The following is a 23824-nucleotide window of genomic DNA, read 5'->3' as shown; positions in this document are numbered from 1 at the left end:
TTATCTAGTCTCCTTTACTGCGGATTTGTTAGTTAAACTTTTTTTCAAAAAATAATATATGTATTACAAAATTCGACATATACACAAATCCACTGCCTGTGGATAAACGTTATAAAGTTATGGGAATAAACTTATCCACAGATTACTAACAACTGTGGATAAGAAAAAGGAACGAAAAATTTTTGAAAAAGTAAAACACAAATATCGTAACAAAAAATCATTGAGATTACAAGAAATTTAAGGGTTATCCACAATTATTTAATTATTAACAATATAAGTTGTCCACAACACAATGATATGTGCAGAATATGTTCATAAGTGTTGTGGATAATTTTTTAGGGAAATTTGTTACACACAGTGCTATAATTTAATACCTTGCGAATTGTGGATAACTAATTGTAGTTTGTTCATTAGCTAATTATTGAAAGGCATTGACAAAACGACTAGAAGTTATATATAATATCGGAGACTGTCTTACGAAGATTGAAGATGATCACTCAGGAGGTGTCATATAAGATGAAACGTACATTCCAACCAAATACACGTAAACGTGCCAAAAATCACGGTTTCCGCGCACGTATGAGTACTAAAAACGGTCGACGCGTTATTGCAGCCCGTCGTGCTAAAGGAAGAAAAGTATTATCAGCATAAGTCCACTGACCATTTCAGTGGTCTTTTTTTTCTTTTAAAACGAATTAGTTGGAGCTGGTGAGAACATGAATAAGAAACAACGTATTAAAAAGAATGCAGAATTCCAAACCATTTTTAAAAAGGGTAAGTCTTTTGCGAATAGACAATTTGTTGTTTACTGTTTAAATAAAGAAGAAGACTACTACCGAGTTGGATTATCAGTCAGCAAAAAGGTTGGGAATGCAGTAGTTCGTAACCGCATTAAACGATATATTAGACAAACCTTCCTAGAAATACATGATCAAGTATTTCCAAACATGGACTATATTATTATCGCCAGAAATCCGGCGGCCAAATTAGACTTTCATGAAACTAAAAAAAGTATAGAGCATGTTTTAAAAGTTGCTAAAGCTTTAAATAAGAAAAGTAAGTAGTAACTTTCCAAGGAAATGTTAAAATACAATGAAGAGATATATAAGACTTATTAGGGGGAAGAAGGTTGAATAAACGTTTATCACTTGTACTATTATTAGTAGTAACTACTGCTTTGCTTGCAGGATGTACAGAGTTCAATGAGCCAATCTATGATAAATCAGAAGGGTTTTGGAATGAATACATCGTATGGCCATTAGTATCATCTATAACGTTTTTTAAAGAATTATTAGGGACATATGGTTTGGGTATTATTGCCGTAACAATAATTATTCGTTTAGTGTTACTACCATTAATGATAAAACAAACGAAAAGCTCTAAAAATATGCAAGAAGTCCAACCCGAGTTAACAAAGCTAAAAGAAAAATATAGCTCGAAAGATGCTGTAACGCAGCAAAAGTATCAGCAAGAGATGATGGCCCTCTTTAAAGAAAGAGGAGTTAATCCTGCTGCTGGATGTTTACCGGTATTCATTCAAATGCCGATATTGATCGGTTTCTATCATGCCATTAGCCGTATGAATAATACACCAGAAATTAATCTTGGAGATTTTATTGGCTTTGCTTTAGCGGAACCAAGTATTTTCCTAGCTATCTTGGCAGGTCTTATGCAATTAATTGTTTTACGCACAGGTCCAGCAATGGATAATCCTCAAATGAAGTTAATGATGTACATTATGCCATTTATGATTATGGGATTTGGTGTCGTTTTACCAGCTGCCTTGACGTTGTATTGGGTTATCGGAAATATTATTTCCATCATTCAAAATTTATTCATTTACAAACCTTGGAACAGACCAAAAACAGAACCTGTTAAAACGGGAGGACCAAAAAAATGAATCAGATTACACAAACTGCACCTACAAAAGAAGAAGCTATAACGGTTGCACTGGAAAAGCTTGGCGTTTCCAGAGATGACGTGTCAATTATATTAGTGGAAGCAGGTAAAAAAGGTTTTCTTGGATTTGGAAAAAAGCCTGCAGTTGTTGAAGTAACTGTTTTGAAAAAAGAACAAGAAATAAAAGAAGTAAAAGTACAAGAAGTAGAAAAGGTTGAAGAAGTAACCGAATTAGAAGAGACAGTCAAAAAAGAATCGGTTATGGAAGATGTACCAACAATTACAAATGAACAAGCAGTGGAAGAAACAAAAAGTTATATAAAAGAGATTGCAAAAGAAATGAATATAAATGATCTAGTTATTAATGAGAAAAGAGACGGGAAGTTTATCTATCTTCATTTAAATAGTGAGAAAGCTGCTATATTAATTGGAAAGCGTGGACAAACGTTAAATGCATTAGAAAACTTATCACAATTAGTTGCAAATAAATTTTCTAATTCTTTTATCATTATAAAGTTAGACGTTGGTGATTACAGAGAACGAAGACAAGAATCATTGGAGCAACTGGCAGAAAGAATGGCAGACAAAGCTATTCGAACTGGTAGTAAGGTAGAATTTGAACCAATGTCCTCATTTGAACGGAAAATAATTCATAATGCATTGTCTGTACGAGTGGATATTGAAACCTATTCAGTGGGAACGGATCCAAATCGTTATTTAGTTATCGAACCAATTAAATAATATTCCAACGGATTTCAGCTATGTTAAACACTGAAATCCGTTTTTATTGCATTAAATAATTTTATCTCGAGTCTTGCTATCTATTAGCGAACTTTAGGTATTTTTGTTCACATATGAAAAAGTATCTATACTTCTGATTTTAGTCGTTTTATGGTATTGTTATATGTTAGATAGTCTTGTTCGGTTTACTTATACACATGTGGATAAGTAAGGATTTGTAAGGAGGTGGACACTTGTGGAATTTGATACAATAACTGCTATCTCAACTCCAATGGGAGAAGGTGCCATTGCTATAGTGAGATTAAGCGGATCTAGTGCAATAGCTATAGCAGATAAAATATTTCGTTCACCAAGCGGAAAAAGTTTATTTGAACAAAGTTCTCATACCATTCATTATGGTCATCTAATTGATCCTAAAAATGGTGAGGTTGTAGAGGAAGTTATGCTGTCCCTTATGAAAGGGCCCAAAACATTTACAAGAGAAGATGTCATTGAGATAAACTGCCATGGAGGACTAGTTTCTGTTAATCGAGTACTTCAGCTAGCCTTAATAAATGGTGCCCGACTAGCAGAACCGGGTGAGTTTACCAAACGTGCTTTTTTAAATGGGAGAATTGATCTTTCACAAGCTGAAGCTGTAATGGACTTAATAAGAGCAAAAACAGACAAAGCCATGAATGTTGCATTAGGGCAAATGGAAGGTCGATTATCTAGACTTATTGCTACATTGAGGCAAGCACTCTTAGAAACATTGGCGCAAGTAGAAGTAAATATCGACTATCCAGAATACGATGATGTAGAGGAAATGACACTTCCATTAATGATAGATAAATGTACGTGGGTTAGTGAAGAAATCGACAAACTACTTTTGACATCATCTCAAGGGAAAATACTACGAGAAGGATTATCTACTGCGATTATAGGTAGACCGAATGTAGGGAAGTCTTCTCTTTTAAATAGTTTAATACAAGAAAATAAAGCAATTGTGACGGATATAGCAGGAACAACTAGGGATATTATAGAAGAGTACGTTAATGTACGAGGCGTCCCATTAAAACTGGTCGATACTGCAGGTATTCGAGAAACAGAAGATATTGTAGAAAGAATCGGCGTAGAAAAGTCTAGACAGGTACTAAAAGAAGCAGATCTTATATTACTTGTTTTAAATAGTGCTGAGAAGTTAACGATAGAAGACAGAAGATTGTTTGAAGCAATTGAAGGAATGGACTATATCGTTATTATAAACAAAACTGATTTACCAACCGAAATAGAGATAGATGAAGTAAGAAAATTATCAGGTCATAAACGTATTGTTACTACTTCTTTACTAGAGGAACAAGGGGTAAATGAATTAGAAGAAGCGATTGCCTCTTTGTTCTTTGAGGGTACAATTGAAGCCACTGATCTGACATATGTATCGAATGCTCGACATATATCATTATTGACTTTGGCAAAATCAACTATTACAGATGCGTTAGAAGCGGCACAGAATGATGTGCCTGTAGATATGATTCAAATAGATGTTACTAGAACATGGGAAATACTAGGTGAAATAACAGGGGATACAGTCGAAGAAAGTTTGATTGATCAACTGTTCTCACAATTCTGTTTAGGAAAATAAGAGACGAGAGGAAGTTACGAACATGCCGAAGTTTGAAGCGGGCAAGTTCGATGTGATTGTTGTTGGAGCAGGACATGCAGGTGTGGAAGCGGCTTTAGCAGCTGCTAAAATGGGTGCAAAAACCTTAGTTCTAACAATAAATCTTGATATGATTGCATTTATGCCTTGTAATCCATCGATCGGAGGACCTGCAAAAGGAATTGTTGTGCGTGAAATAGATGCACTTGGCGGGGCCATGGGAAAAGTTATAGACAAAACACATATTCAAATGAGAATGCTTAATACAGGGAAAGGACCTGCTGTTCGAGCATTACGTGCACAAGCTGATAAAGTACTTTACCAAAATGAGATGAAGCGTCTTTTAGAAGAGCAAGAGAACTTAACAATTCATCAAGCTGTAGTAGAGGAATTACTAGTGGAAGACGACAAAATTGCTGGTCTAGTGACACAAGTAGGAGCAGTTTACCGTGCAGAAACAGTCGTAATTACGACGGGGACTTTCTTACGTGGTGAAATTATTATAGGCGACTTGAAGTACTCAAGTGGACCTAATAATCAGCAACCTTCTATAAAATTAGCGGATAGTATCCGTGACTTAGGTTTTGATCTAGTTCGTTTCAAAACAGGTACTCCACCGCGTGTAAATAGTAAAACTATAGATTATAGTAAAACAGAAATCCAACCCGGGGATGATGTTCCAAGAGCTTTTAGTTTTGAGACGACAGAATTTATCATGGATCAATTACCTTGCTGGTTAACTTATACAAGTGAAGTAACGCATCAAATTATTAATGATAATTTACATTTATCACCGATGTATTCTGGTATGATTAAAGGAACTGGTCCAAGGTATTGCCCTTCAATTGAAGATAAGGTTGTACGCTTTAACGACAAGCCTCGTCATCAAATTTTCTTAGAGCCAGAAGGTAGAAATACACGAGAGGTGTATGTTCAAGGGTTATCTACTAGTCTTCCAGAACATGTACAACGTCAGCTGTTAGCCTCTGTTCCAGGACTTGAAAATGCAGAAATGATGCGAGCTGGATACGCAATTGAGTATGATGCAATGGTACCAACTCAATTATGGCCAACATTAGAAACTAAAAAAGTAAAAAATCTATATACAGCGGGTCAAATAAACGGTACTTCTGGTTATGAAGAAGCAGCAGGTCAAGGTTTAATGGCAGGAATAAATGCTGGTTTACGTGCACTTAAAAAAGAAGAAAAAGTATTGAGTAGATCAGATGCATATATCGGTGTATTAATTGATGACTTAGTAACGAAAGGAACTAATGAACCATATCGTTTACTTACTTCCCGTGCAGAATATCGTTTATTACTTCGTCATGACAATGCTGATTTAAGACTGTTGGAAATTGGATATGAAATTGGATTAGTTCCGGAATCACGATATAGTAAATTCTTAGAGAAAAAGAAAAGAGTAGAAGATGAGTTAGTTCGTTTACGATCAACAATGATAAAACCAAATGAAGTAACTCAAGATTTGATAAAAAGCGTAGCTGGTAGCGAATTGAAAGATGGAATTCGTGCAGCAGATCTTTTAAAACGAACAGAAATGAACTATGATTTAGTAGCTCAATTGTCACCTTCTGAGGTAGAATTATCTATAGAAGAAAAAGAACAAGTAGAGATACAAGTTAAGTATGAAGGGTATATCGATAAATCTCTTCAGCAAGTAGAAAAACTTAAAAAAATGGAAGACAAAAAAATTCCTGAGAATATCGATTATAATGCTATTAACGGTATTGCTACAGAGGCAAAACAGAAACTGATGCAAGTCCGACCATTGTCGATTGCTCAAGCATCTCGAATTTCAGGAGTAAATCCAGCAGATATATCTATTTTACTTATATATATAGAACAAGGAAAAATAGCGAAAATTTCTGGGTAGTCTAAAATGATAAGGAGAACTACATGAACGAAGAACAATTTGTAAAAGCCCTTCAAGAAAAAGGAATAGATTTGAGTAGTACTCAAGTAGAACAATTCCAAATTTATTTTAAGTTACTAGTGGAATGGAACGAGAAGATGAACTTAACTGCCATAACGGACGAGCCTTCTGTTTATTTAAAGCATTTCTTCGATTCCATTAGTGCTTCTTTTTATGAAGATTTCACAGGAAAATACTCAATTTGTGACGTTGGAGCAGGTGCAGGTTTTCCTAGTATTCCTTTGAAAATTTGTTTTCCTAATTTAAGTGTTACAATAGTAGACTCTTTAAATAAGCGAATTCAATTCTTAACACATCTTAGTAAAGAACTTGGGTTAAAAAATGTTCACTTTGTTCATTCTCGAGCAGAAGATTTTGGACAAAATAAGGAATATAGAGAAAATTTTGATATAGTAACTGCTAGAGCTGTTGCGAGACTTTCTGTGTTATCTGAACTCTGTCTTCCTCTCGTTAAAGTTGGAGGGAAGTTTATAGCGATGAAAGCAGCAAGTGCTTCTGAAGAACTAAAAGATGCTTCTAAAGCATTATCCGTTTTAGGTGCAGAAAAAACATCAGATTATTCTTTTTTATTACCATTAGAAAATAGTGAAAGAACGTTGTATGTCTTTTCTAAAACTAAAAGCACACCGAAAAGATACCCTCGAAAACCAGGTATTCCAAATAAAACACCAATTATTTAATGAGGAACGTTCCACGTGAAACATTTAAGGTATAAATTTAATCGTGAATATTTTGTGTATAGAGTTTCGAAAAGGTGGTGCGAGTAAGATGAAAAGTCCGTTTTCACGTTTTTTTGGAAGTTCTGAAAAACAAGGGCAAGAAGAGCTGATTGAGCCAAGGCAAAATCACTTAGAAGAAGTTTTAAATATAGCAATTGAGAAAATAGTACCTAATAGATATCAACCTAGAACTGTTTTTGATGATGATAAAATTGAAGAACTAGCTAGAACTATTCATACTCACGGTGTGATTCAACCAATCATTATTCGAAAAATGGAAGATGAAAAGTACGAGATTATTGCTGGAGAACGTCGCTTTAGAGCGATGACAAAGCTTAAGTGGGCAGAAGTTCCAGCAATAATCCGCAACTTAAGTGATAAAGAAACTGCTTCTATTGCATTAATAGAAAACTTACAACGTGAAGAGTTAACGGCAATTGAGGAAGCGGTAGCATATCAGAAGTTATTAAAACTTCATGATCTAACTCAAGAAGCACTGGCCCAACGTCTAGGTAAGGGGCAGTCTACAGTTGCAAACAAACTGAGATTACTAAAGTTACCTCAAGAAGTTCAAGAAGCTATTATGAAAAAAGAACTTTCGGAAAGACATGCTCGTGCGTTAATGGCTATTAAAGAAAAAGAAGTACAACTAGAATTGATGAGTACTTCCATTGAGAAACATTGGAATGTGAAACAACTAGAAGAAAGGGTTAATGAAATTAATAACCCACCAGTTAAAGAAGATAAGAAAGTAAAATCAAGAAGAAAAGTAGTAAGTAAAGATGTTCGAATAGCATTAAATACGATTAAACAATCTTTATCTATGGTCACTAAAAGTGGTATTAATATAAAAACTGAAGAAGAAGATACAGAAGAATTCTATCAAATTACTGTAAGAATCCCTAAAAAGAAATCATAATATACTATTTTACTTTAACTCTCGCATAATTTTGCGAGAGTTTTTTCTTTTGTAACAAGAATAACATCCATTTCTATTCAAAATTTGATAGAATAAAGAAGTGGCTATTATATAGTAAGGAAGTTGGTGCAAGTGTGGGAAGAATTATAGCAATCGCCAATCAAAAAGGTGGGGTAGGAAAGACAACTACATCCGTGAATTTAAGTGCCTGCCTTGCATACTTGGGGAAAAAAGTATTACTAGTTGATATAGATCCACAGGGGAATGCTTCTAGTGGAGTAGGGGTTAATAAAGGTGAGGTTCAGCAATGTATTTATGATGTCCTCATTGATGATGTTAGTGTGAAAGATACAATCTTAGAAACAAAAGTTGAAAATTTACATATTGTTCCTGCTACTATTTCTTTGGCCGGTGCTGAAATAGAATTAGTCTCTACAATTTCTAGAGAAGTTCGTTTAAAAAGAGCCTTACAGGAAGTACAAAGTTTATATGATTATATTGTTATAGATTGCCCGCCATCTTTGGGATTATTAACGATTAATTCATTAACTGCTGCAGATGCAATTATTATTCCAGTACAATGTGAATTTTATGCGTTGGAAGGTTTAAGCCAATTATTAAGTACAATTCGCTTGGTTCAAAAGCATTTAAATAAAAATCTCGCTATTGATGGTGTATTACTAACAATGTTTGATGCTCGTACAAACCTTGGTATTCAAGTAATTGAAGAAGTAAAAAAATACTTCCAAGATAAAGTATACAAAACAATAATTCCTAGAAATGTTCGCTTAAGTGAAGCACCAAGTCATGGAGAACCAATCATTATATATGATCCAAAATCTAGAGGCGCAGAGGTATATTTAGAATTAGCGAAGGAAGTGATTCGTAATGGCTAAAGGATTAGGAAAGGGTATTAATGCATTATTCCCTGGAGAAGATTTAGATTTAGATCAATTAGAACAGGTTGAACAGATTCTAATCATCGATATTAAACCAAATCCTTTTCAACCTCGTAAAATATTTGACGAAGAAGCTCTGAAAGAACTTTCTGAATCTATTAAAGAACATGGTGTTCTGCAACCTATTATATTAAGAAAAAAAGGATCGAAGTTTGAAATAGTAGTAGGGGAAAGAAGATATAGAGCATCTCAGTTAGCAAATTTAGAAGCTATTCCTGCAGTTATAAGAGAACTAAATGATCAGCAAATGATGGAACTTGCAATTCTTGAAAATCTTCAGCGAGAAGATTTAACTGCGATTGAAGAGGCAGAGGCGTATCAAAATCTACTGGAGCATTTAAACTTGACTCAAGAACAACTTGCTTTTAGATTAGGGAAAAGTAGACCTCATATAGCCAATCATATTCGTTTACTCTCATTACCTCAGGTTGTTAGAGATGCTATCTCGGATGGGATTTTTTCAATGGGACATGGTAAAGCACTTCTTGGATTAAAGAAGAAGAAAAACATTCCACTAATTATGCAAAAGTCCATAAAAGAAAACTTAAATGTTAGACAGCTAGAGGCTTTAGTTCAGCGCCTAAATGAAAATGTTCCACGTGAAACAAAAAAAGTTCAGAAGGATATTTTTACTAAAGAAAAGGAATCTGAGTTAAGAGAATTATTTGGAACTCCTGTTTCTATTGTGAAAAACAAAGATAAAGGTAAAATTGAAATTGAGTTCTACTCAGATGATGATTTGGAAAGAATATTGCAATTGTTAGAAGATTAAAAACCTATTCTTAGGCAATGCCTAGGAATAGGTTATATTTTTAGCGGTGGAATGAGGCGTGGTAATGGCACTATTTGGAACATTGATAAATGCTCTATTAATAGTAGTGGGGGCTATTATAGGTAGATTATTAAAAGGAATCCCGGAAAATATGAAACAAACTGTTATGAATGCAATTGGTATAGCGGTAGCTTTGTTAGGTATTCAAATGGGCTTAGAAAGTGATAATTTTGTTTTAGTCATTATATGTATTGTTTTTGGTGGAGTCATCGGGGAATGGATAGATCTGGATAAATGGTTAAACCGATTCGCACAATTTTTGGAAACTAAAATGGGATCTCCAAAGCAGGGGGCTGGAATTGCCCAGGGATTTGTTGCAGGAACGTTGATATTTGTAATAGGAGCAATGGGAGTACTTGGAGCTCTCAACGGAGGTTTACAAAACGACCATGAATTATTAATAAGTAAAGGAATAATTGATGGATTTACCTCTATTGTTCTTGCTGCAACTTTAGGAATAGGTGTTCTTTTTTCTGCAATTCCTGTAGCCATCTATCAAGGAGTAATAGCTTTGTTTGCTACTCAAATAACAAAAATAATACCAGAGGCTGCACTTGAATTATTTCTTCAAGAAATGACAGCAACTGGTGGTATTATGATTATTGCTATTGGTCTTAATCTTTTAGGAGTAACGAAAGTGAGAGTGGCAAATCTACTACCAAGTTTAGTTGTCGTCGGCATTGCTGTTACTATTATTTATAACTTTTAAATTATAACGATGCCATGCTAAAAGTAGAGAACGAGATATGATTTTACCCATATCGTAAGTAAGGCTGAGACGGGTACTTTGTAAAACATTATATTCCATAAATCCTCCGATATTAACAATAGCTTTAATAGATACATCACCTATTGGTGGTAAATCTTTTTTTACTGCTTTGCCTGGAAACAAGGGACCACGTTGAACAATGATTTGTCCAATATTATTCACATTTCCTAAGCATGCGTCTATAGCAATAATGTATGGGGCTATGGAAGAGCTAAGGAGTGTATCTGTAATTTCTTCAATATTTAATGCATGTAAAGGATTGTCCAATGTACCTACAATTTCAAAAGGGAATGACTTGAGTTGCGATAAAAAAGAGCCAGTCATTGGTCCAAGTGCATCCCCAGTTGAGCGATCAGTACCTATACAACAAAACACTAGATTTGGATGATCAAATGGTATTTGTTCTATAAAGTAGTTACTTAATCGCCAAACTGCACCTGTTTCTTTATAATAAATTGTAGAAGATTCGGAAATAGTATTAATAGCAGAAGAGTTCATATAATTTTACTCACTTTCTTTTTAAGTCAGTATATGCATCTAGGAAATTATTTATTCAAATGAGGTGGTAACAAGTTTATGGAAGAAAGGCTACAAAGTTTGAAGGATTATTTATTTACAGAAGAGACTTGGATTCAACTAGGACTTACCTTTTTTAAAGTAATACTAATCTTATTATTAACTGCTATTGCGGTGAAGTTTGGAAAACACATCATCCAAAAGGTATTTGCGGTCAGACAAAGAAGCCCTTTAGGCTATTCAGAGCGTAGACAAAATACATTACTAAAACTGCTTCAAAATGTTTTAACTTATGTTATTTATTTCAGTGCTATTATAGCTATTTTAACTACATTTGGTATAAAAGTAGCCGGATTGTTGGCTGGGGCGGGAATTGTCGGTCTAGCAGTTGGTTTTGGTGCCCAAAGCTTAGTAAAAGACGTTATTACTGGTTTTTTTATAGTGTTTGAAGATCAATTTGCAGTTGGAGATCAAGTACAAATAGGAACAGCGAATGGAATTGTACAAGAAATAGGTTTACGAACGACAAAAGTGAAGAGTTATACCGGAGAACTTCATATAATTCCTAATGGTAGCATTTTAGTCGTTATAAACTATTCCATTTATAACTCACTAGCTTTAATAGACATTAGTATAGCACCTGAAAATGATATTCCATCTATGGAAAAGAATATTGAAGAATTTCTTGAAGGGCTACCAAACAGGTATGAAGAACTTGTGAAAACACCTAGTTATCTAGGGGTACAAAGTTTTGATGCATCTGAAATAGTAGTGCGTTTCACCGCTGAGACTTTACCAACTAAACAAAATAGTATTGCTAGAAAAATTAGGAGAGATTTAATAGAATTTTTCGAATTGAAAGGTATTAAGATTTCATGACCCGATAACTATTTAAAATGAGTAGGTGACGAAATGGAAAAGAAGCAATTTCAACTAAATGATATTGTAGAAATGAAAAAACAACACCCTTGTGGAACAAACGCTTGGAAAATCATTCGAATGGGTGCGGATATACGTATAAAGTGTGAAGGATGCCAACATAGTGTAATGATCCCTAGAAAAGAATTTGAAAAGAAGATGAAAAAGCTCCTTGTGCAAGCGGATGCTGAGTAATGATAGACTTTTATAACTAAAATCAATATAATGAACAAGTTGTATATAAAGTTTATGGTTTAAAATAATGAAGGGTTGTGACATATATGGCTTTAACTGCAGGAATCGTAGGACTACCAAACGTAGGGAAATCTACATTGTTTAATGCAATAACAAAAGCTGGAGCATTGGCAGCAAACTACCCATTTGCAACGATTGATCCTAACGTAGGGGTAGTAGAAGTACCTGATAAGCGTTTAGATAAATTAACAGAGCTAGTAGTACCAAAGAAAACAGTTCCTACAGCATTTGAATTTACGGACATCGCGGGAATTGTAGAAGGTGCTAGTAAAGGGGAAGGACTTGGAAACAAATTCCTTGCTCATATACGTGAAGTAGATGCAATTTGTCAGGTTGTTCGTTGCTTCGAAGATGAAAATATTACACATGTATCTGGAAAAGTAGATCCAATCTCAGATATTGAAGTGATTAACCTAGAGTTAATATTAGCGGATTTAGAGAGCGTAGATAAACGCCTAGCTCGTGTAACTAAAATGGTAAAACAAAGAGATAAAGAAGCACTAGCAGAAGAACCAGTTCTTACTCGCTTAAAAGAAGCTTTCGAAGCTGGAAAATCGGGTCGTTCGGTTGAATTTACGGAAGAAGAACAACGCGTAGTTAAAGGATTTCATTTGCTGACAACAAAACCAATGCTTTATGTTGCGAACGTATCAGAAGATGATATTATGGCTGATGGCGAAAATGAATATGTACAAAAAGTGCGTGCATTTGCAGCAGAAGAAGGCGCAGAGGTAATACTTATATGTGCGAAAATTGAAGAAGAAATGGCAGCACTAGAAGATGAGGAGAAAGCAATGTTCCTAGAAGAATTAGGAATTAAAGAATCTGGTTTAGATCAGTTAATTAAAGCTTCTTACTCATTAATAGGTTTAGCTACTTACTTCACAGCTGGAGTACAAGAAGTTCGAGCTTGGACATACCTTAAGGGTATGAAAGCACCTCAATGTGCAGGTGTAATTCACTCTGACTTTGAAAAAGGTTTTATCCGTGCGGAAACAGTAGCTTATGATGATTTGGTTGAAACTGGATCTATGGCAGCTGCAAAAGAAGCTGGTAAAGTTCGTTTAGAAGGAAAAGAGTATATCGTACAAGATGGAGACGTAATGTTATTCCGCTTCAACGTATAATAGAAAAAGGATTAGTGAGAAATCACTAATCCTTTTTTCTATTGAATAATAAGTATATAAAATGTACACAATCAATTAATTGAGTAGTACTCTCATCTATTAGATAGAGCATAGCTTCTGCTTAGATGTTAACAGTAGCAAAATTGGTTTTATATCCAATTATATAAAGTAGAGATCTAATTGATTGGAGCGCAAATCAATGGCATATCACCCTTTTAATTTTGCGCGCTTTTTCTTAATACATATAACCTAGGCTTCACTGGATCATCTTTTATCAATAAATCATTTGGATATTTTCTGAGCTCCTTATACATGGCAAAGTCTCCAGCTGCTCCAGCGATTAACCAGGCACCCAACAGGACAAGTGAAAGAGAACCAATCCAAAAACCAAAAATCATTGGTAAAAATCCAGTAGCCCAAAAAGGAAGTAACAATGCTTTTTTCATGGCACTGTTTGGGATAGGCATAGTTGTAGTAGCATATGCTACCCCCATTTTAAGATTGACCCCATAGTCCATACTATTCCAAGGTGCTTTCCCAAAAAGCCAGAATCCAACGAGATGAAGGCACTCATGCAATATGATTAATACTACATAACCGATAAAGAACCAGAGGAAGTTCCAAAAAGAGAAAGTTATTTCGGTAATACTAGTTAACCAAGGAAATAGAATTAGCCCTGTTATAGATAAACCCACAGTTAGTCCAATGCTTTCCCATGCGACCTTTTTTAAATTGATATCAATTACGGCTAAAGTTTCTTCATTGTTTTCCATATATGTGCCTCCTATTTAAAATAAATATACCTCAATGAGTAAAATAATGACAATCATCCTTGATACGTTAGATAAACTATGTTACAATTCATTGATGTGAGTAATAGAATTACTTGCTCCTTGTCGGCTTTCAATAGTCGGCCAAAGACCATAGGGAGGTGTAAATAGATGAGAAAGTACGAATTAATGTACATTATTCAACCAGCAATCGAAGAAGATGCGAAGAAAGCTTTAGTAGAGCGTTTCCAAGATATCTTAACTTCAAATGGTGCAGAAATCATCGAAGCAAAAGAGTGGGGTAAACGCCGTTTAGCTTACGAAATCAATGACTTACGTGAAGGATTCTACCAAATCCTTAAAGTAACTGCTGATTCAAAAGCAATCGATGAATACACACGTTTAGCTAACATCAATGAAGACATTATCCGTCACATTGCTGTTCGTATCGATGATATTAAAGTTAAAGCAAAAAAATAAAACTGACTAAAAAAGCTGATCGAGGGAGGTTGTTTACTGATGATTAACCGTGTCGTATTAGTTGGAAGACTAACAAAAGATCCGGAACTTCGCTATACACCAAGTGGTGTTGCAATGGCTAGATTTACACTAGCTGTAAATCGTACATTCTCCAACCAACAAGGTGAAAGAGAAGCTGATTTTATCAACTGTGTCGTTTGGAGAAAGCAAGCTGAAAACACAGCAAACTACTTGAAAAAAGGAAGTTTAGCTGGGGTTGAAGGGCGCATTCAAACGGGTAGTTATGAAGGACAAGATGGAAAACGTGTTTATACTACAGACGTTGTTGCAGACAGCGTCCAGTTCTTAGAACCACGTAATAGCTCTGGAGGCAACCAAGGTGGACAATCATCTTCGGGGAATGGCCAGCAGCAATATTCAGCACCTTCATATCAGCAAAACCAACCATCGAATCAGCAAAATTATACACGTGTAGATGAGGATCCTTTTTCTAATAGTAGTGGACCAATCGAAGTATCGGATGACGACTTACCGTTCTAAAAAGCATTACTTAGCATGTTTACTTTAATCGAAAAGGAGGCAACTCGATATGGCAATTCGTCGCGGAGGCAAAAGACGCCGTAAAGTTTGTTACTTCACATCAAACAATATCGTACACATTGATTATAAAGATGTAGATTTGTTGAAAAAATTCGTGTCAGAACGTGGGAAAATTCTTCCACGTCGTGTGACAGGAACTAGTGCGAAGTATCAACGTAAATTAACACGAGCTATTAAAGTATCTCGTATCATGGCTTTACTTCCATTCTCTTCTGAAGAGAGATAAGTATAAATTAGAAAGACCGGGAAACCGGTCTTTTTTTTGTGAACTTTTAAAATACTTCAAGTCCTTCACTTTTAGTGACAGATAAAGGAAAAGGGTGCCTTTACCTTCATACTTCACCGCATTTCAAGGCAAACATAGACGCTTGCACTTTTCTATACAGTATGTGGAATTTTAGTTGTTGTAAACAATCTGTTACAATGAATAGATGATTACATTAAAGGAAGGTTCCTAAATGCAAAGAAATCAAACAAATTATTTAACTTATGGATCTATGATGATTGCGCTATTTGCTATTTTGTTGGCAATGTCAGTTTATGTTCCAGTACTAGGATTTTTCACGTCATTTATTGTACCGTTACCCCTTGCATGGTACAGTGCAAAGTTTGAAAGAAAACAAGCTGTATTTGTCACGGTGATTGCGATTATTATTTCTTTTGTTATTGGCGGAGTTTTTGGATTTATCTTTGGATTACTAGTTGGTCCGTTAGGTTTTCTCATTGGACATGCAATCCAGGCTAAAAAGTCCAAATTGTATATGCTCATGTCGACAGGGCTGTTTTTACTTTTAATGACTGCTGTACAATACATAATATCCATTTTGTTTTTAAATATGAATGTTTTGAAGCAATTAATCACGACCATTGAAGTATACTACGAACAACTGGGAAATATTATGTCTTCCTTTGGTCAATTGCCTGAGGGTTATGACGAGTTAGTTGAACAAAGCATAATGCTTATCGAATCAATTATGCCCAGCTATTTTATAGGCGGGGTGTTTATTAGTGCTTGGTTATATTTAATCATTAATTTATCGCTATTAAAAAAGTTGAAGTTAAGTGTACCTAAGTTCCCTAAATTCATGGATTTTAGACTACCTAAAGCAGTGTTATGGTATTATTTAATCGTATCGATTTTCTCATTGTTTGTATCATTTGACGTAGGAACGTTTGGCTATTTAGCTTTGGTGAATGCAGCATTAATATTACGAGCTCTTTTGTTTTTACAAGGTGTTTCTCTAATACACTACTATTTTTATATAGAGGGATGGCCAAAATGGTCAATGATTCTTGCGACAATCTTTGCAGTTCCACTATATACATTTACTATTATAGTAGGGGTATTAGATTTAGGATTTAATATCAGAGGTTTTATAAAAGACAGATACAAAAAATAAGGAGCTGATCTAGTGGCATCTTTTTTTAGAAAACGGCCAATTCGATATCCACTCATATTGTTTTTACTACTTAGTGGGGTTGCAACTTATTTATTACTGTCTACCAACACATTGATTGGACTATTGTTCGCTCTAATGGTAATTGGTGTATTCATCTATGCATGGATGATTGAACAACGTGTGTATGAAGAGACAGAAAAACATATAGAAACTCTTTCTTACCGGATGAAAAGGGTAGGAGAAGAAGCCTTATTAGAAATGCCAATCGGAATATTACTCATAAATGATCAGTACATCATTGAATGGGCCAATCCGTACATGACCCAACAACTTCCATTCGATACGATTATTGGTGAGGAGCTCCTTTCGATATCAAAGGATTTTCAACAGCTTAAAAAACAGGAAGAATCTAAAGAAATGGTTATTTCCTTAGATGAAAAAAATTATAAAGTGTTTTATAAAGCGGAAGAAAAGCTTCTATACTTCTTTGATATAACCGAACAGATAGAAATGGAATCGCTCTATTATGGAGATCGAACAGTTATTGGTGTTCTGTTTATAGATAACTATGATGAAATATCACAAGGGATAGATGATCAAACTCGAGGAAGGCTTAACAGTCTGGTAACTTCCTCTGTGAACGACTGGGGAGCCAAATACGGAATTTATGTAAAACGAATTTCCTCGGATCGTTTTTTAGCCGTTTTTAATGAATCCATATTAGTAGAAGTAGAAAAAAGTAAATTCTCCATATTAGATGATATAAGAGAAACTACTGCTAAATTCGGATTTTCCCTTACTTTAAGCGTAGGTGTTGGTGCTGGGTCCACTTCCCTAGTAGAACTTGGAGAACTTGCTCAGTCCAGCTTAGATTTAGTATTAGGACGTGGTGGAGATCAGGTAGCGATAAAGCTTTCAAGTGGAAAAGTGAAGTTTTATGGTGGGAAAACAAATCCAGTAGAAAAACGTACGCGAGTAAGAGCAAGAGTTATTTCCCATGCGCTACGTGATCTTATCCAGGATAGTGACCAAGTATTTGTTATGGGGCATAGAATGCCCGATATGGATGCAATTGGCTCTGCTGTTGGAGTAAGAAAAATGGTTGGTATGAACAAAGTAGAAGGTTATGTTGTATTGGATACTAATGAGTTGGATAATAGTGTTGTTCGTTTAATGGATGAGATCAAAGAACAACCAGAGTTATATAACCGTTTTATAAGCCCAGAAGAGGCAATAAGCAAAATTACAGACAAAACATTATTAGTAGTAGTAGATACACATAAGCCTAGCCTAGTTATTGATGAAAAGCTGCTTCAAAAAGCAGAGAAGGTAGTTGTGATCGATCATCATCGACGTGGAGAAGAATTCATCTCCAACACGATGCTTGTTTACATGGAACCTTATGCATCCTCTACTTCAGAGTTGGTAACTGAACTAATTGAGTATCAACCGAAAAATGAAAAGTTATCTATGTTGGAAGCAACATCCATGTTAGCTGGTATTATTGTTGATACGAAAAGCTTTACGCTACGTACGGGAGCAAGAACATTTGAAGCAGCATCCTATTTGCGTACGCATGGTGCAGATACAATTCTTGTTCAACGTATGTTGAAGGAAGACATTGATACCTATATTGAACGCTCAAAAATTGTTCAGACGGTAGAATTCTTTAGAGAAGGCATTGCTATTGCACATGGTATGGAAGACATCTCTTATAGTCAAGTATTGCTTGCTCAAACCGCTGATATCTTATTGACGATGAATAATATTGGTGCCTCTTTTGTAATAGGCCGGAGAAGTGAATCTACTATAGGAATCAGTGCCCGATCATTGGGTGATGTAAATGTTCAAGTTATAATGGAAAAGCTAAATGGTGGAGGGCACTTAACTAATGCCGCCTGTCAGTTAGAAGATACCACGATAGACGAAGCAATAATACTTCTAAAAAATGCAATTATAGATACAATCGAAGGAGGAAATGAAGAATGAAAGTAGTATTCTTAAAAGACGTAAAAGGTAAAGGGAAAAAAGGCGAGGTTAAAAATGTTGCAGATGGTTATGCACACAACTTCTTACTAAAAAACAAATTAGCGGTAGAAGTAAATGCAGCTGCATTAAGTGCTCTTGAAGGGCAAAAGAAAAAATCAGAAAAAGAAGCAGCTCAAGAGCTAGCAGATGCACAACAATTAAAAGAAACAATAGAGCAATTAACAGTAGAGTTAAAAGCAAAGTCTGGAAATGATGGTCGACTATTTGGCTCAATTACAACAAAACAAATTGCTTCTCAATTAGAAAAGTCACATGGTATAAAATTAGACAAACGCAAAATGGAATTAGATGATGCAATTCGAGCATTAGGATATACTAATGTTCCTGTGAAACTTCATCATGAAGTTGTAGCAACATTAAAAGTTCTTGTTGCAGAAGAAGCGTAAGGAGAGAGGTAAATGAGCGATCCAATGTTGGACCGTGTACCGCCACATAACCAAGAAGCCGAACAATCTGTTATAGGAGCAATATTTTTAGAACCACAGGCATTAATTACTGCAGGCGAGATCTTACTAGCTGAAGATTTTTATCGTGTAGCACATCAAAAAATCTTCCAGACGATGCTTCATTTAAGCGACAAAGGGAAGGCAATCGATGTTGTAACCGTGACGGAAGAACTTTCTGCTAAGAAGGAATTAGAAGATGTAGGTGGCATTTCGTATATTAGTGAGATTGCTAACGCCGTTCCAACCGCAGCAAATATAGCATATTACGCCAAGATTGTAGAAGAGAAATCTATTTTACGTCGTTTAATCCGAGTAGCAACTACCATAGTAGAAGATGGTTTTACTCGGGAAGACGAAGTAGAAGCATTGTTAGCAGAAGCAGAACGTAAAATGATGGAAGTTGCCAGCCGCAAAAATGCTGGTGATTTCGAGCATATTAAAGACGTTTTAGTGGAAACATACGATAATATAGAAAAACTTCATACAAGAAAAGGTGATGTTACTGGTATAGCAACAGGGTTCCGTGATTTGGATCGAATTACAGCTGGTTTCCAACGAAATGATTTAATCATTGTAGCTGCCCGTCCATCTGTAGGGAAAACTGCATTTGCACTAAATGTAGCACAAAATGTAGCGACCAAAACAGATGAAAATGTAGCAATCTTTAGTTTAGAGATGGGTGCAGAACAGTTAGTCATGCGTATGCTTTGCGCGGAGGGGAATATAGATGCTCAAGTACTCCGTACCGGGGCATTGACAACCGAAGATTGGCGCAAGTTAACAATGGCAATGGGAAGTCTTTCAAATGCAGGAATTTTCATTGATGATACTCCTGGTATTCGAGTTAATGAAATTCGAGCTAAATGTCGTCGCTTGAAGCAAGAGCACGGACTTGGAATGATTCTAATTGATTATTTACAGTTAATCCAAGGTAGTGGTGGAAGCCAAGCTAACCGTCAACAAGAGGTATCAGAAATTTCTCGATCATTAAAAGGCTTAGCGCGTGAACTGCAGGTTCCTGTTATTGCACTGTCTCAGCTATCTCGTGGAGTGGAGCAGCGTCAAGACAAGCGACCGATGATGTCTGACTTACGTGAATCTGGTTCTATTGAGCAGGATGCGGATATTGTATCCTTCCTATACCGTGAAGATTATTATGACAAAGAAACCGAAAATCAGAACATGATCGAAATCATTATTGCAAAACAACGTAATGGTCCGACTGGAACAGTTACACTTGCCTTCGTTAAAGAGTTCAACAAATTCGTTAATATTGATTGGAGTCAACACCAAGCACCACCTGCATAATTAGAAAAGAGCAAGAACTTAAAATTTCATTAATAATTTATAATGAAAATAGAACTTTATATCTAAAACACGAACGATAAATGCGCTTACACATTTTCTGTTCGTGTTTTTGCATTAAATCAGTTGACTAAGGACACTTAGATTGGTACAATAACAATGTTTGAATCAGGACATACAAAATGTCTGACGGAGGTGCTGGCAAATGCCATCAGTAGTAGTAGTTGGAACACAATGGGGAGACGAAGGTAAAGGGAAAATCACAGACTTTCTATCCGAACACTCAGAAGTAATCGCACGTTACCAAGGCGGTAATAATGCAGGTCATACGATTATTTTTGGAGGAGAAACTTACAAGCTTCACTTAATTCCTTCAGGTATTTTCTATAAAGATAAAATTTCTGTTATAGGAAACGGAATGGTAGTGGATCCGAGAGCGCTTGTAAAAGAGCTAAAGGGATTACATGATCGTGGTGTTACAACTGAAAACTTACGCATTTCAAATCGTGCGCATGTTATTCTGCCATATCATTTAAAACAAGATGAAGTTGAAGAAGCTCGTAGAGGAGCAAATAAAATCGGTACTACAGGTAAAGGTATTGGACCGGCTTATATGGACAAAGCTGCTCGTGTAGGAATCCGTATTGCAGATCTACTGGATTACGAAGTATTTAAAGAAAAGTTAGAACTTAACTTACAAGAAAAGAATAGAATGTTTGAGAAGTTTTATGAAACAGACGGCTTTACATTAGAAGAAATTTTAGAAGAGTTTTATGGTTATGGACAAGAGATTGCTAAGTACGTTACAGATACTTCAAAGGTATTAAATGACGCATTAGATGATGGTCGTCGTGTATTATTTGAAGGTGCACAAGGAGTTATGTTGGATATAGACCAAGGTACTTACCCGTTTGTAACTTCTTCCAATCCAGTAGCTGGCGGAGTAACAATTGGTGCAGGAGTAGGTCCAACCAAGATCAGTCATGTAGTAGGAGTTTGTAAAGCTTATACATCACGTGTAGGTGATGGTCCTTTCCCTACGGAGCTATTTGATGAAGTTGGAAATCAAATCCGTGAAGTTGGTAAAGAGTATGGGACAACTACTGGCAGACCACGTCGAATTGGTTGGTTTGATACAGTAGTTATCAGACATGCACGTCGTGTAAGCGGGTTAACTGATTTAACTGTTAACTCTATTGATGTTTTGACTGGATTAGATACCGTTAAAATATGTACTGCTTATAAATATAAAGATGAATTAATCACAGAGTATCCAGCTAACCTTCGTATTTTAGGTGAATGTGAACCAATTTATGAAGAGATGCCAGGTTGGAGTGAAGACATTACTAAGTGTAAATCACTTGATGAACTTCCTGAAACAGCTCGTCATTACTTGGAACGAATTTCACAACTTACAGGTGTGCAAATCTCGATTTTCTCAGTAGGTCCAGATCGCACTCAAACAAACATCATTACAAGTGTTTGGAAATAATAAGCAAAAAAACCGTCATAAAGCATGCTTTATGACGGTTTTTTGTCTGTTAATGAAGAAATTCGGGAATTCGCTATTATATAAGTCTTCTATTATGACAAATATAACAAAGATATTTGGCGGTATATGTATAATATATGAATATTTTGGAGATTACTAATTTATATAAATAGAGGCAATAGGTTAAAAGGATTAATTTATTATAAAAAATGTAAAAAATAACTAGTATATGGAAGTAATACTACAGTTTCTTTACAACGTCCTGTTATCCTACACATCTTCATTTCAAATATGTTAAATTAGAGTAGCGTGAAATGAAGTAAAAGTTTATATATAGTTTGGAAGGGGCTTTATCATGTTTTTGAAAAGTAAGAATGAGGAACAAAAGTTATCAAAACTGAATGTTCTATCAAACGGAAAGTCAAATATGGTGAAAAAAGCAGCCGTATCAGTTTTACTTATCTCAAGTATTTCATTTAATATGGCTTTTGCAAAAGAAAGTGAGAGCAGCACATTAAAAGAAATATACCATATATATACGAATGGTCAATATGTCGGGGCCGTTTCGGATCAAACAAAAGTACAGTCAATGCTTAACAAAAAGGTTGAAGAATCTAGCTCCCAGTTTAAGGATTTGTCTTTAACGGCTGGATCTAAGTTATCGGTAGTACCGGAACAAGTTTTTACTCCTAATACTGATGATAAAGCTACTCTTCAAAAGCTTGAGAGCTTAGTAGAAGTAGAAGCAAAAGCATTTGCATTATCGATCAATGACGAGATGGCAGTCTACGTCAAAGACTTAGATGCTTACAACGAAGCTCTAAGAAAACTAAAATTACACTTTGTTTCAGAAGCAGAATTAAATATACTGGAAGCTAGAAATAATACTAGTGACACTTTACCCGACTTAAAAGAAAACGAAACTCGTATTTCTAATTTAATAATAAAAGAAAAGGTATCAGGGGTGACAGTAGAAACAAACCCTAGTCAGATTGTTTCACCAGACGATGCCGTGAAACTTCTTTTAGAAGGAACTTTAGAAAAAGAGTTATATACAGTTGCTACAGGTGACGTATTAGGAACTATTGCTGACAAGCATAGTTTAACATCTGCTGGACTAATGGCACTTAATCCTGGGATAACAGATTCTACCGTATTACAAATAGGCCAAGAGTTAAACGTTACAGTCTTAAAATCACTTATTAATATAGAAGTACAGTATGAGAAAAAGGCTGTAGAAACTATGTTACATACAAAAAAAGTAGAAGAAACAGAAGATATGTATAAAGGCGATACGAAGGTAAAACAAGAAGGCTCGGATGGTCAAAAAGAGGCGACATACTTAATTAGTAAAGTGAATGGGGTACAAGTTGGGCAATCTGTTATTGAAGAGACAATTCTTGTGGAGCCAAAAGATTATATCGTTTTAAAAGGAACGAAAGTAATTCCCTCACGTGGCTCGGGTGTGTTCGCTTGGCCAGCTGAAGGTGGATATATTTCTAGTAAAATGGGACATCGTTGGGGGCGCCAACATGAAGGCATTGATATTGCACGACCAAGTGGGTTTACGATAAAAGCTGCAGATAATGGAATAGTAGTTGCTGCTGGTTCGGATGGGACATATGGCAACCGTGTAATCATTGACCATCAAAATGGATACAAAACAACTTATGCTCATCTGTCTTCTATTTCTGCAAAAGTAGGTCAAGTAGTACCAACCGGCACTAAAATTGGTGTAATGGGAAGCACTGGACGTTCTACAGGAACTCATCTCCATTTCGAAGTGGAGAAAAATGGTGTGACGATTAACCCATTAACTGTATTAAATCAATAATATATAGGAGACAGTCGTAATATGGACTGTCTCTTTTTTATCCAAGTAAAATAGAGTGCAAATCCCCACTGGCGGAATTTGCACTTTATTAAATTTCCTGGGAAATAATTCGACAAAGTGAGTCGAATTATGGGGCCATGACCTGTCAGGGATGCAGGAAGTTTAAAACAATGTTAAAGTAGATATGATTATTATTAAAAA

Annotated in this window: 25 protein-coding genes; 23 read left to right on the top strand and 2 right to left on the bottom strand. The window is 35.5% G+C overall.

The window, feature by feature from the left end; genetic code table 11:
• Nucleotides 1–516: 516 nt before the first annotated feature.
• From rpmH to MHI40_RS19325, 11 genes are all read left to right on the top strand, one after another.
• Nucleotides 517–651, top strand: a complete 135-nt coding sequence (gene rpmH, locus MHI40_RS19375; protein ID WP_090567297.1) for a 50S ribosomal protein L34 — start codon at nucleotides 517–519, stop codon at nucleotides 649–651.
• Between the two features lie 65 nt (nucleotides 652–716).
• Nucleotides 717–1064, top strand: a complete 348-nt coding sequence (rnpA, locus tag MHI40_RS19370; RefSeq protein ID WP_093538016.1) for a ribonuclease P protein component — start codon at nucleotides 717–719, stop codon at nucleotides 1062–1064.
• 65 nt (nucleotides 1065–1129) lie between these two features.
• Nucleotides 1130–1900: a membrane protein insertase YidC gene (gene yidC, locus MHI40_RS19365; protein WP_340764299.1), complete on the top strand. Its 771-nt coding sequence runs from the start codon at nucleotides 1130–1132 to the stop codon at nucleotides 1898–1900.
• Nucleotides 1897–2640 (top strand): RNA-binding cell elongation regulator Jag/EloR, encoded by a 744-nt coding sequence (gene jag / locus MHI40_RS19360; protein ID WP_093538014.1) that lies wholly within the window; start codon nucleotides 1897–1899, stop codon nucleotides 2638–2640. Before yidC ends, jag begins: the two co-directional genes overlap by 4 nt.
• A 235-nt stretch (nucleotides 2641–2875) precedes the next feature.
• A complete protein-coding gene (mnmE, locus tag MHI40_RS19355; protein ID WP_340764295.1) occupies nucleotides 2876–4261 on the top strand; it encodes a tRNA uridine-5-carboxymethylaminomethyl(34) synthesis GTPase MnmE in 1386 nt (461 codons plus the stop codon).
• 22 nt (nucleotides 4262–4283) lie between these two features.
• Nucleotides 4284–6173 (top strand): tRNA uridine-5-carboxymethylaminomethyl(34) synthesis enzyme MnmG, encoded by a 1890-nt coding sequence (gene mnmG, locus MHI40_RS19350; protein ID WP_093538012.1) that lies wholly within the window; start codon nucleotides 4284–4286, stop codon nucleotides 6171–6173.
• A 23-nt stretch (nucleotides 6174–6196) separates the two neighbouring features.
• Nucleotides 6197–6913 carry a 16S rRNA (guanine(527)-N(7))-methyltransferase RsmG gene (gene rsmG / locus MHI40_RS19345; RefSeq protein ID WP_340764292.1) on the top strand — a complete coding sequence of 239 codons (717 nt, stop codon included), beginning with the start codon at nucleotides 6197–6199 and terminating at the stop codon, nucleotides 6911–6913.
• 88 nt (nucleotides 6914–7001) lie between these two features.
• Nucleotides 7002–7871, top strand: coding sequence for a nucleoid occlusion protein (noc, locus tag MHI40_RS19340; protein ID WP_340764290.1), 870 nt, complete (start codon nucleotides 7002–7004; stop codon nucleotides 7869–7871).
• A gap of 134 nt (nucleotides 7872–8005) precedes the next feature.
• Nucleotides 8006–8767, top strand: a complete 762-nt coding sequence (locus MHI40_RS19335; RefSeq protein WP_093538009.1) for a ParA family protein — start codon at nucleotides 8006–8008, stop codon at nucleotides 8765–8767.
• Nucleotides 8760–9602, top strand: coding sequence for a ParB/RepB/Spo0J family partition protein (locus MHI40_RS19330; RefSeq protein WP_093538008.1), 843 nt, complete (start codon nucleotides 8760–8762; stop codon nucleotides 9600–9602). Before MHI40_RS19335 ends, MHI40_RS19330 begins: the two co-directional genes overlap by 8 nt.
• Nucleotides 9603–9666: 64 nt before the next feature.
• Entirely contained in the window at nucleotides 9667–10371 is a 705-nt protein-coding gene (locus MHI40_RS19325) for a DUF554 domain-containing protein (protein ID WP_093538029.1), read from the top strand.
• On the opposite strand, the gene yyaC is transcribed toward MHI40_RS19325, so the two are convergent.
• Nucleotides 10327–10929, bottom strand: coding sequence for a spore protease YyaC (gene yyaC / locus MHI40_RS19320; RefSeq protein WP_093538007.1), 603 nt, complete (start codon nucleotides 10927–10929; stop codon nucleotides 10327–10329). The two genes, MHI40_RS19325 and yyaC, sit on opposite strands and share 45 nt — an antisense overlap.
• 78 nt (nucleotides 10930–11007) lie before the next feature.
• Here yyaC and MHI40_RS19315 point away from each other — a divergent pair, with 78 nt between their 5' ends.
• From MHI40_RS19315 to ychF, 3 genes are all read left to right on the top strand, one after another.
• Nucleotides 11008–11826 carry a mechanosensitive ion channel family protein gene (locus tag MHI40_RS19315; RefSeq protein WP_340764287.1) on the top strand — a complete coding sequence of 273 codons (819 nt, stop codon included), beginning with the start codon at nucleotides 11008–11010 and terminating at the stop codon, nucleotides 11824–11826.
• A 33-nt stretch (nucleotides 11827–11859) separates the two neighbouring features.
• Nucleotides 11860–12060 carry a DUF951 domain-containing protein gene (locus MHI40_RS19310; RefSeq protein WP_093538005.1) on the top strand — a complete coding sequence of 67 codons (201 nt, stop codon included), beginning with the start codon at nucleotides 11860–11862 and terminating at the stop codon, nucleotides 12058–12060.
• 86 nt (nucleotides 12061–12146) lie between these two features.
• Nucleotides 12147–13247, top strand: a complete 1101-nt coding sequence (gene ychF, locus MHI40_RS19305) for a redox-regulated ATPase YchF (RefSeq protein WP_093538004.1) — start codon at nucleotides 12147–12149, stop codon at nucleotides 13245–13247.
• A 215-nt stretch (nucleotides 13248–13462) separates the two neighbouring features.
• On the opposite strand, the gene MHI40_RS19300 is transcribed toward ychF, so the two are convergent.
• Nucleotides 13463–14020, bottom strand: a complete 558-nt coding sequence (locus MHI40_RS19300; protein ID WP_340764284.1) for a DUF3267 domain-containing protein — start codon at nucleotides 14018–14020, stop codon at nucleotides 13463–13465.
• Nucleotides 14021–14188: 168 nt separating this feature from the next.
• Between MHI40_RS19300 and rpsF the strand changes: the two genes are divergently transcribed.
• The 9 genes from rpsF to MHI40_RS19255 all read left to right on the top strand — a co-directional run bounded on the left by rpsF (nucleotide 14189) and on the right by MHI40_RS19255 (nucleotide 23623).
• Nucleotides 14189–14497 carry a 30S ribosomal protein S6 gene (gene rpsF / locus MHI40_RS19295; RefSeq protein ID WP_093538002.1) on the top strand — a complete coding sequence of 103 codons (309 nt, stop codon included), beginning with the start codon at nucleotides 14189–14191 and terminating at the stop codon, nucleotides 14495–14497.
• Between the two features lie 39 nt (nucleotides 14498–14536).
• Nucleotides 14537–15037, top strand: a complete 501-nt coding sequence (ssb, locus tag MHI40_RS19290) for a single-stranded DNA-binding protein (protein ID WP_093538001.1) — start codon at nucleotides 14537–14539, stop codon at nucleotides 15035–15037.
• A gap of 49 nt (nucleotides 15038–15086) precedes the next feature.
• On the top strand, nucleotides 15087–15323 hold the full coding sequence (gene rpsR, locus MHI40_RS19285) for a 30S ribosomal protein S18 (RefSeq protein WP_093538000.1): 237 nt from the start codon (nucleotides 15087–15089) through the stop codon (nucleotides 15321–15323).
• Nucleotides 15324–15555: 232 nt separating this feature from the next.
• Nucleotides 15556–16497 (top strand): YybS family protein, encoded by a 942-nt coding sequence (locus MHI40_RS19280; protein WP_340764281.1) that lies wholly within the window; start codon nucleotides 15556–15558, stop codon nucleotides 16495–16497.
• A gap of 12 nt (nucleotides 16498–16509) precedes the next feature.
• A complete protein-coding gene (locus tag MHI40_RS19275; protein ID WP_340764279.1) occupies nucleotides 16510–18486 on the top strand; it encodes a DHH family phosphoesterase in 1977 nt (658 codons plus the stop codon).
• On the top strand, nucleotides 18483–18932 hold the full coding sequence (rplI, locus tag MHI40_RS19270; RefSeq protein WP_093537997.1) for a 50S ribosomal protein L9: 450 nt from the start codon (nucleotides 18483–18485) through the stop codon (nucleotides 18930–18932). The genes MHI40_RS19275 and rplI overlap by 4 nt, the downstream gene beginning before the upstream one ends.
• A gap of 12 nt (nucleotides 18933–18944) precedes the next feature.
• Nucleotides 18945–20300 (top strand): replicative DNA helicase, encoded by a 1356-nt coding sequence (gene dnaB, locus MHI40_RS19265; protein WP_093537996.1) that lies wholly within the window; start codon nucleotides 18945–18947, stop codon nucleotides 20298–20300.
• 202 nt (nucleotides 20301–20502) lie between these two features.
• Complete coding sequence (locus MHI40_RS19260; RefSeq protein ID WP_093537995.1) at nucleotides 20503–21789, top strand: adenylosuccinate synthase; 1287 nt, start codon at nucleotides 20503–20505, stop codon at nucleotides 21787–21789.
• A gap of 355 nt (nucleotides 21790–22144) precedes the next feature.
• A complete protein-coding gene (locus tag MHI40_RS19255) occupies nucleotides 22145–23623 on the top strand; it encodes a peptidoglycan DD-metalloendopeptidase family protein (RefSeq protein WP_340764275.1) in 1479 nt (492 codons plus the stop codon).
• Nucleotides 23624–23824: the final 201 nt, after the last annotated feature.

It is taken from the genome of Psychrobacillus sp. FSL H8-0510 (genome assembly GCF_038008345.1).
Lineage (GTDB): Bacteria > Bacillota > Bacilli > Bacillales_A > Planococcaceae > Psychrobacillus > Psychrobacillus psychrotolerans.
Note: the sequence above shows the minus strand (reverse complement) of the source record. Positions and strands in the feature narration are given on the sequence as shown.

Coding starts and splice junctions, on each gene's coding strand:
- ychF (WP_093538004.1), top strand. CDS start 12,147: ATGGCTTTAACTGCAGGAATCGTAGGACTACCAAACGTAGGGAAATCT.
- MHI40_RS19315 (WP_340764287.1), top strand. CDS start 11,008: ATGGAAGAAAGGCTACAAAGTTTGAAGGATTATTTATTTACAGAAGAG.
- jag (WP_093538014.1), top strand. CDS start 1,897: ATGAATCAGATTACACAAACTGCACCTACAAAAGAAGAAGCTATAACG.
- rnpA (WP_093538016.1), top strand. CDS start 717: ATGAATAAGAAACAACGTATTAAAAAGAATGCAGAATTCCAAACCATT.
- MHI40_RS19255 (WP_340764275.1), top strand. CDS start 22,145: ATGTTTTTGAAAAGTAAGAATGAGGAACAAAAGTTATCAAAACTGAAT.
- rsmG (WP_340764292.1), top strand. CDS start 6,197: ATGAACGAAGAACAATTTGTAAAAGCCCTTCAAGAAAAAGGAATAGAT.
- MHI40_RS19330 (WP_093538008.1), top strand. CDS start 8,760: ATGGCTAAAGGATTAGGAAAGGGTATTAATGCATTATTCCCTGGAGAA.
- noc (WP_340764290.1), top strand. CDS start 7,002: ATGAAAAGTCCGTTTTCACGTTTTTTTGGAAGTTCTGAAAAACAAGGG.
- dnaB (WP_093537996.1), top strand. CDS start 18,945: ATGAGCGATCCAATGTTGGACCGTGTACCGCCACATAACCAAGAAGCC.
- yyaC (WP_093538007.1), bottom strand. CDS start 10,929: ATGAACTCTTCTGCTATTAATACTATTTCCGAATCTTCTACAATTTAT.
- rpmH (WP_090567297.1), top strand. CDS start 517: ATGAAACGTACATTCCAACCAAATACACGTAAACGTGCCAAAAATCAC.
- MHI40_RS19310 (WP_093538005.1), top strand. CDS start 11,860: ATGGAAAAGAAGCAATTTCAACTAAATGATATTGTAGAAATGAAAAAA.
- rpsF (WP_093538002.1), top strand. CDS start 14,189: ATGAGAAAGTACGAATTAATGTACATTATTCAACCAGCAATCGAAGAA.
- mnmG (WP_093538012.1), top strand. CDS start 4,284: ATGCCGAAGTTTGAAGCGGGCAAGTTCGATGTGATTGTTGTTGGAGCA.
- rplI (WP_093537997.1), top strand. CDS start 18,483: ATGAAAGTAGTATTCTTAAAAGACGTAAAAGGTAAAGGGAAAAAAGGC.
- MHI40_RS19280 (WP_340764281.1), top strand. CDS start 15,556: ATGCAAAGAAATCAAACAAATTATTTAACTTATGGATCTATGATGATT.
- ssb (WP_093538001.1), top strand. CDS start 14,537: ATGATTAACCGTGTCGTATTAGTTGGAAGACTAACAAAAGATCCGGAA.
- MHI40_RS19325 (WP_093538029.1), top strand. CDS start 9,667: ATGGCACTATTTGGAACATTGATAAATGCTCTATTAATAGTAGTGGGG.
- MHI40_RS19300 (WP_340764284.1), bottom strand. CDS start 14,020: ATGGAAAACAATGAAGAAACTTTAGCCGTAATTGATATCAATTTAAAA.
- MHI40_RS19260 (WP_093537995.1), top strand. CDS start 20,503: ATGCCATCAGTAGTAGTAGTTGGAACACAATGGGGAGACGAAGGTAAA.
- rpsR (WP_093538000.1), top strand. CDS start 15,087: ATGGCAATTCGTCGCGGAGGCAAAAGACGCCGTAAAGTTTGTTACTTC.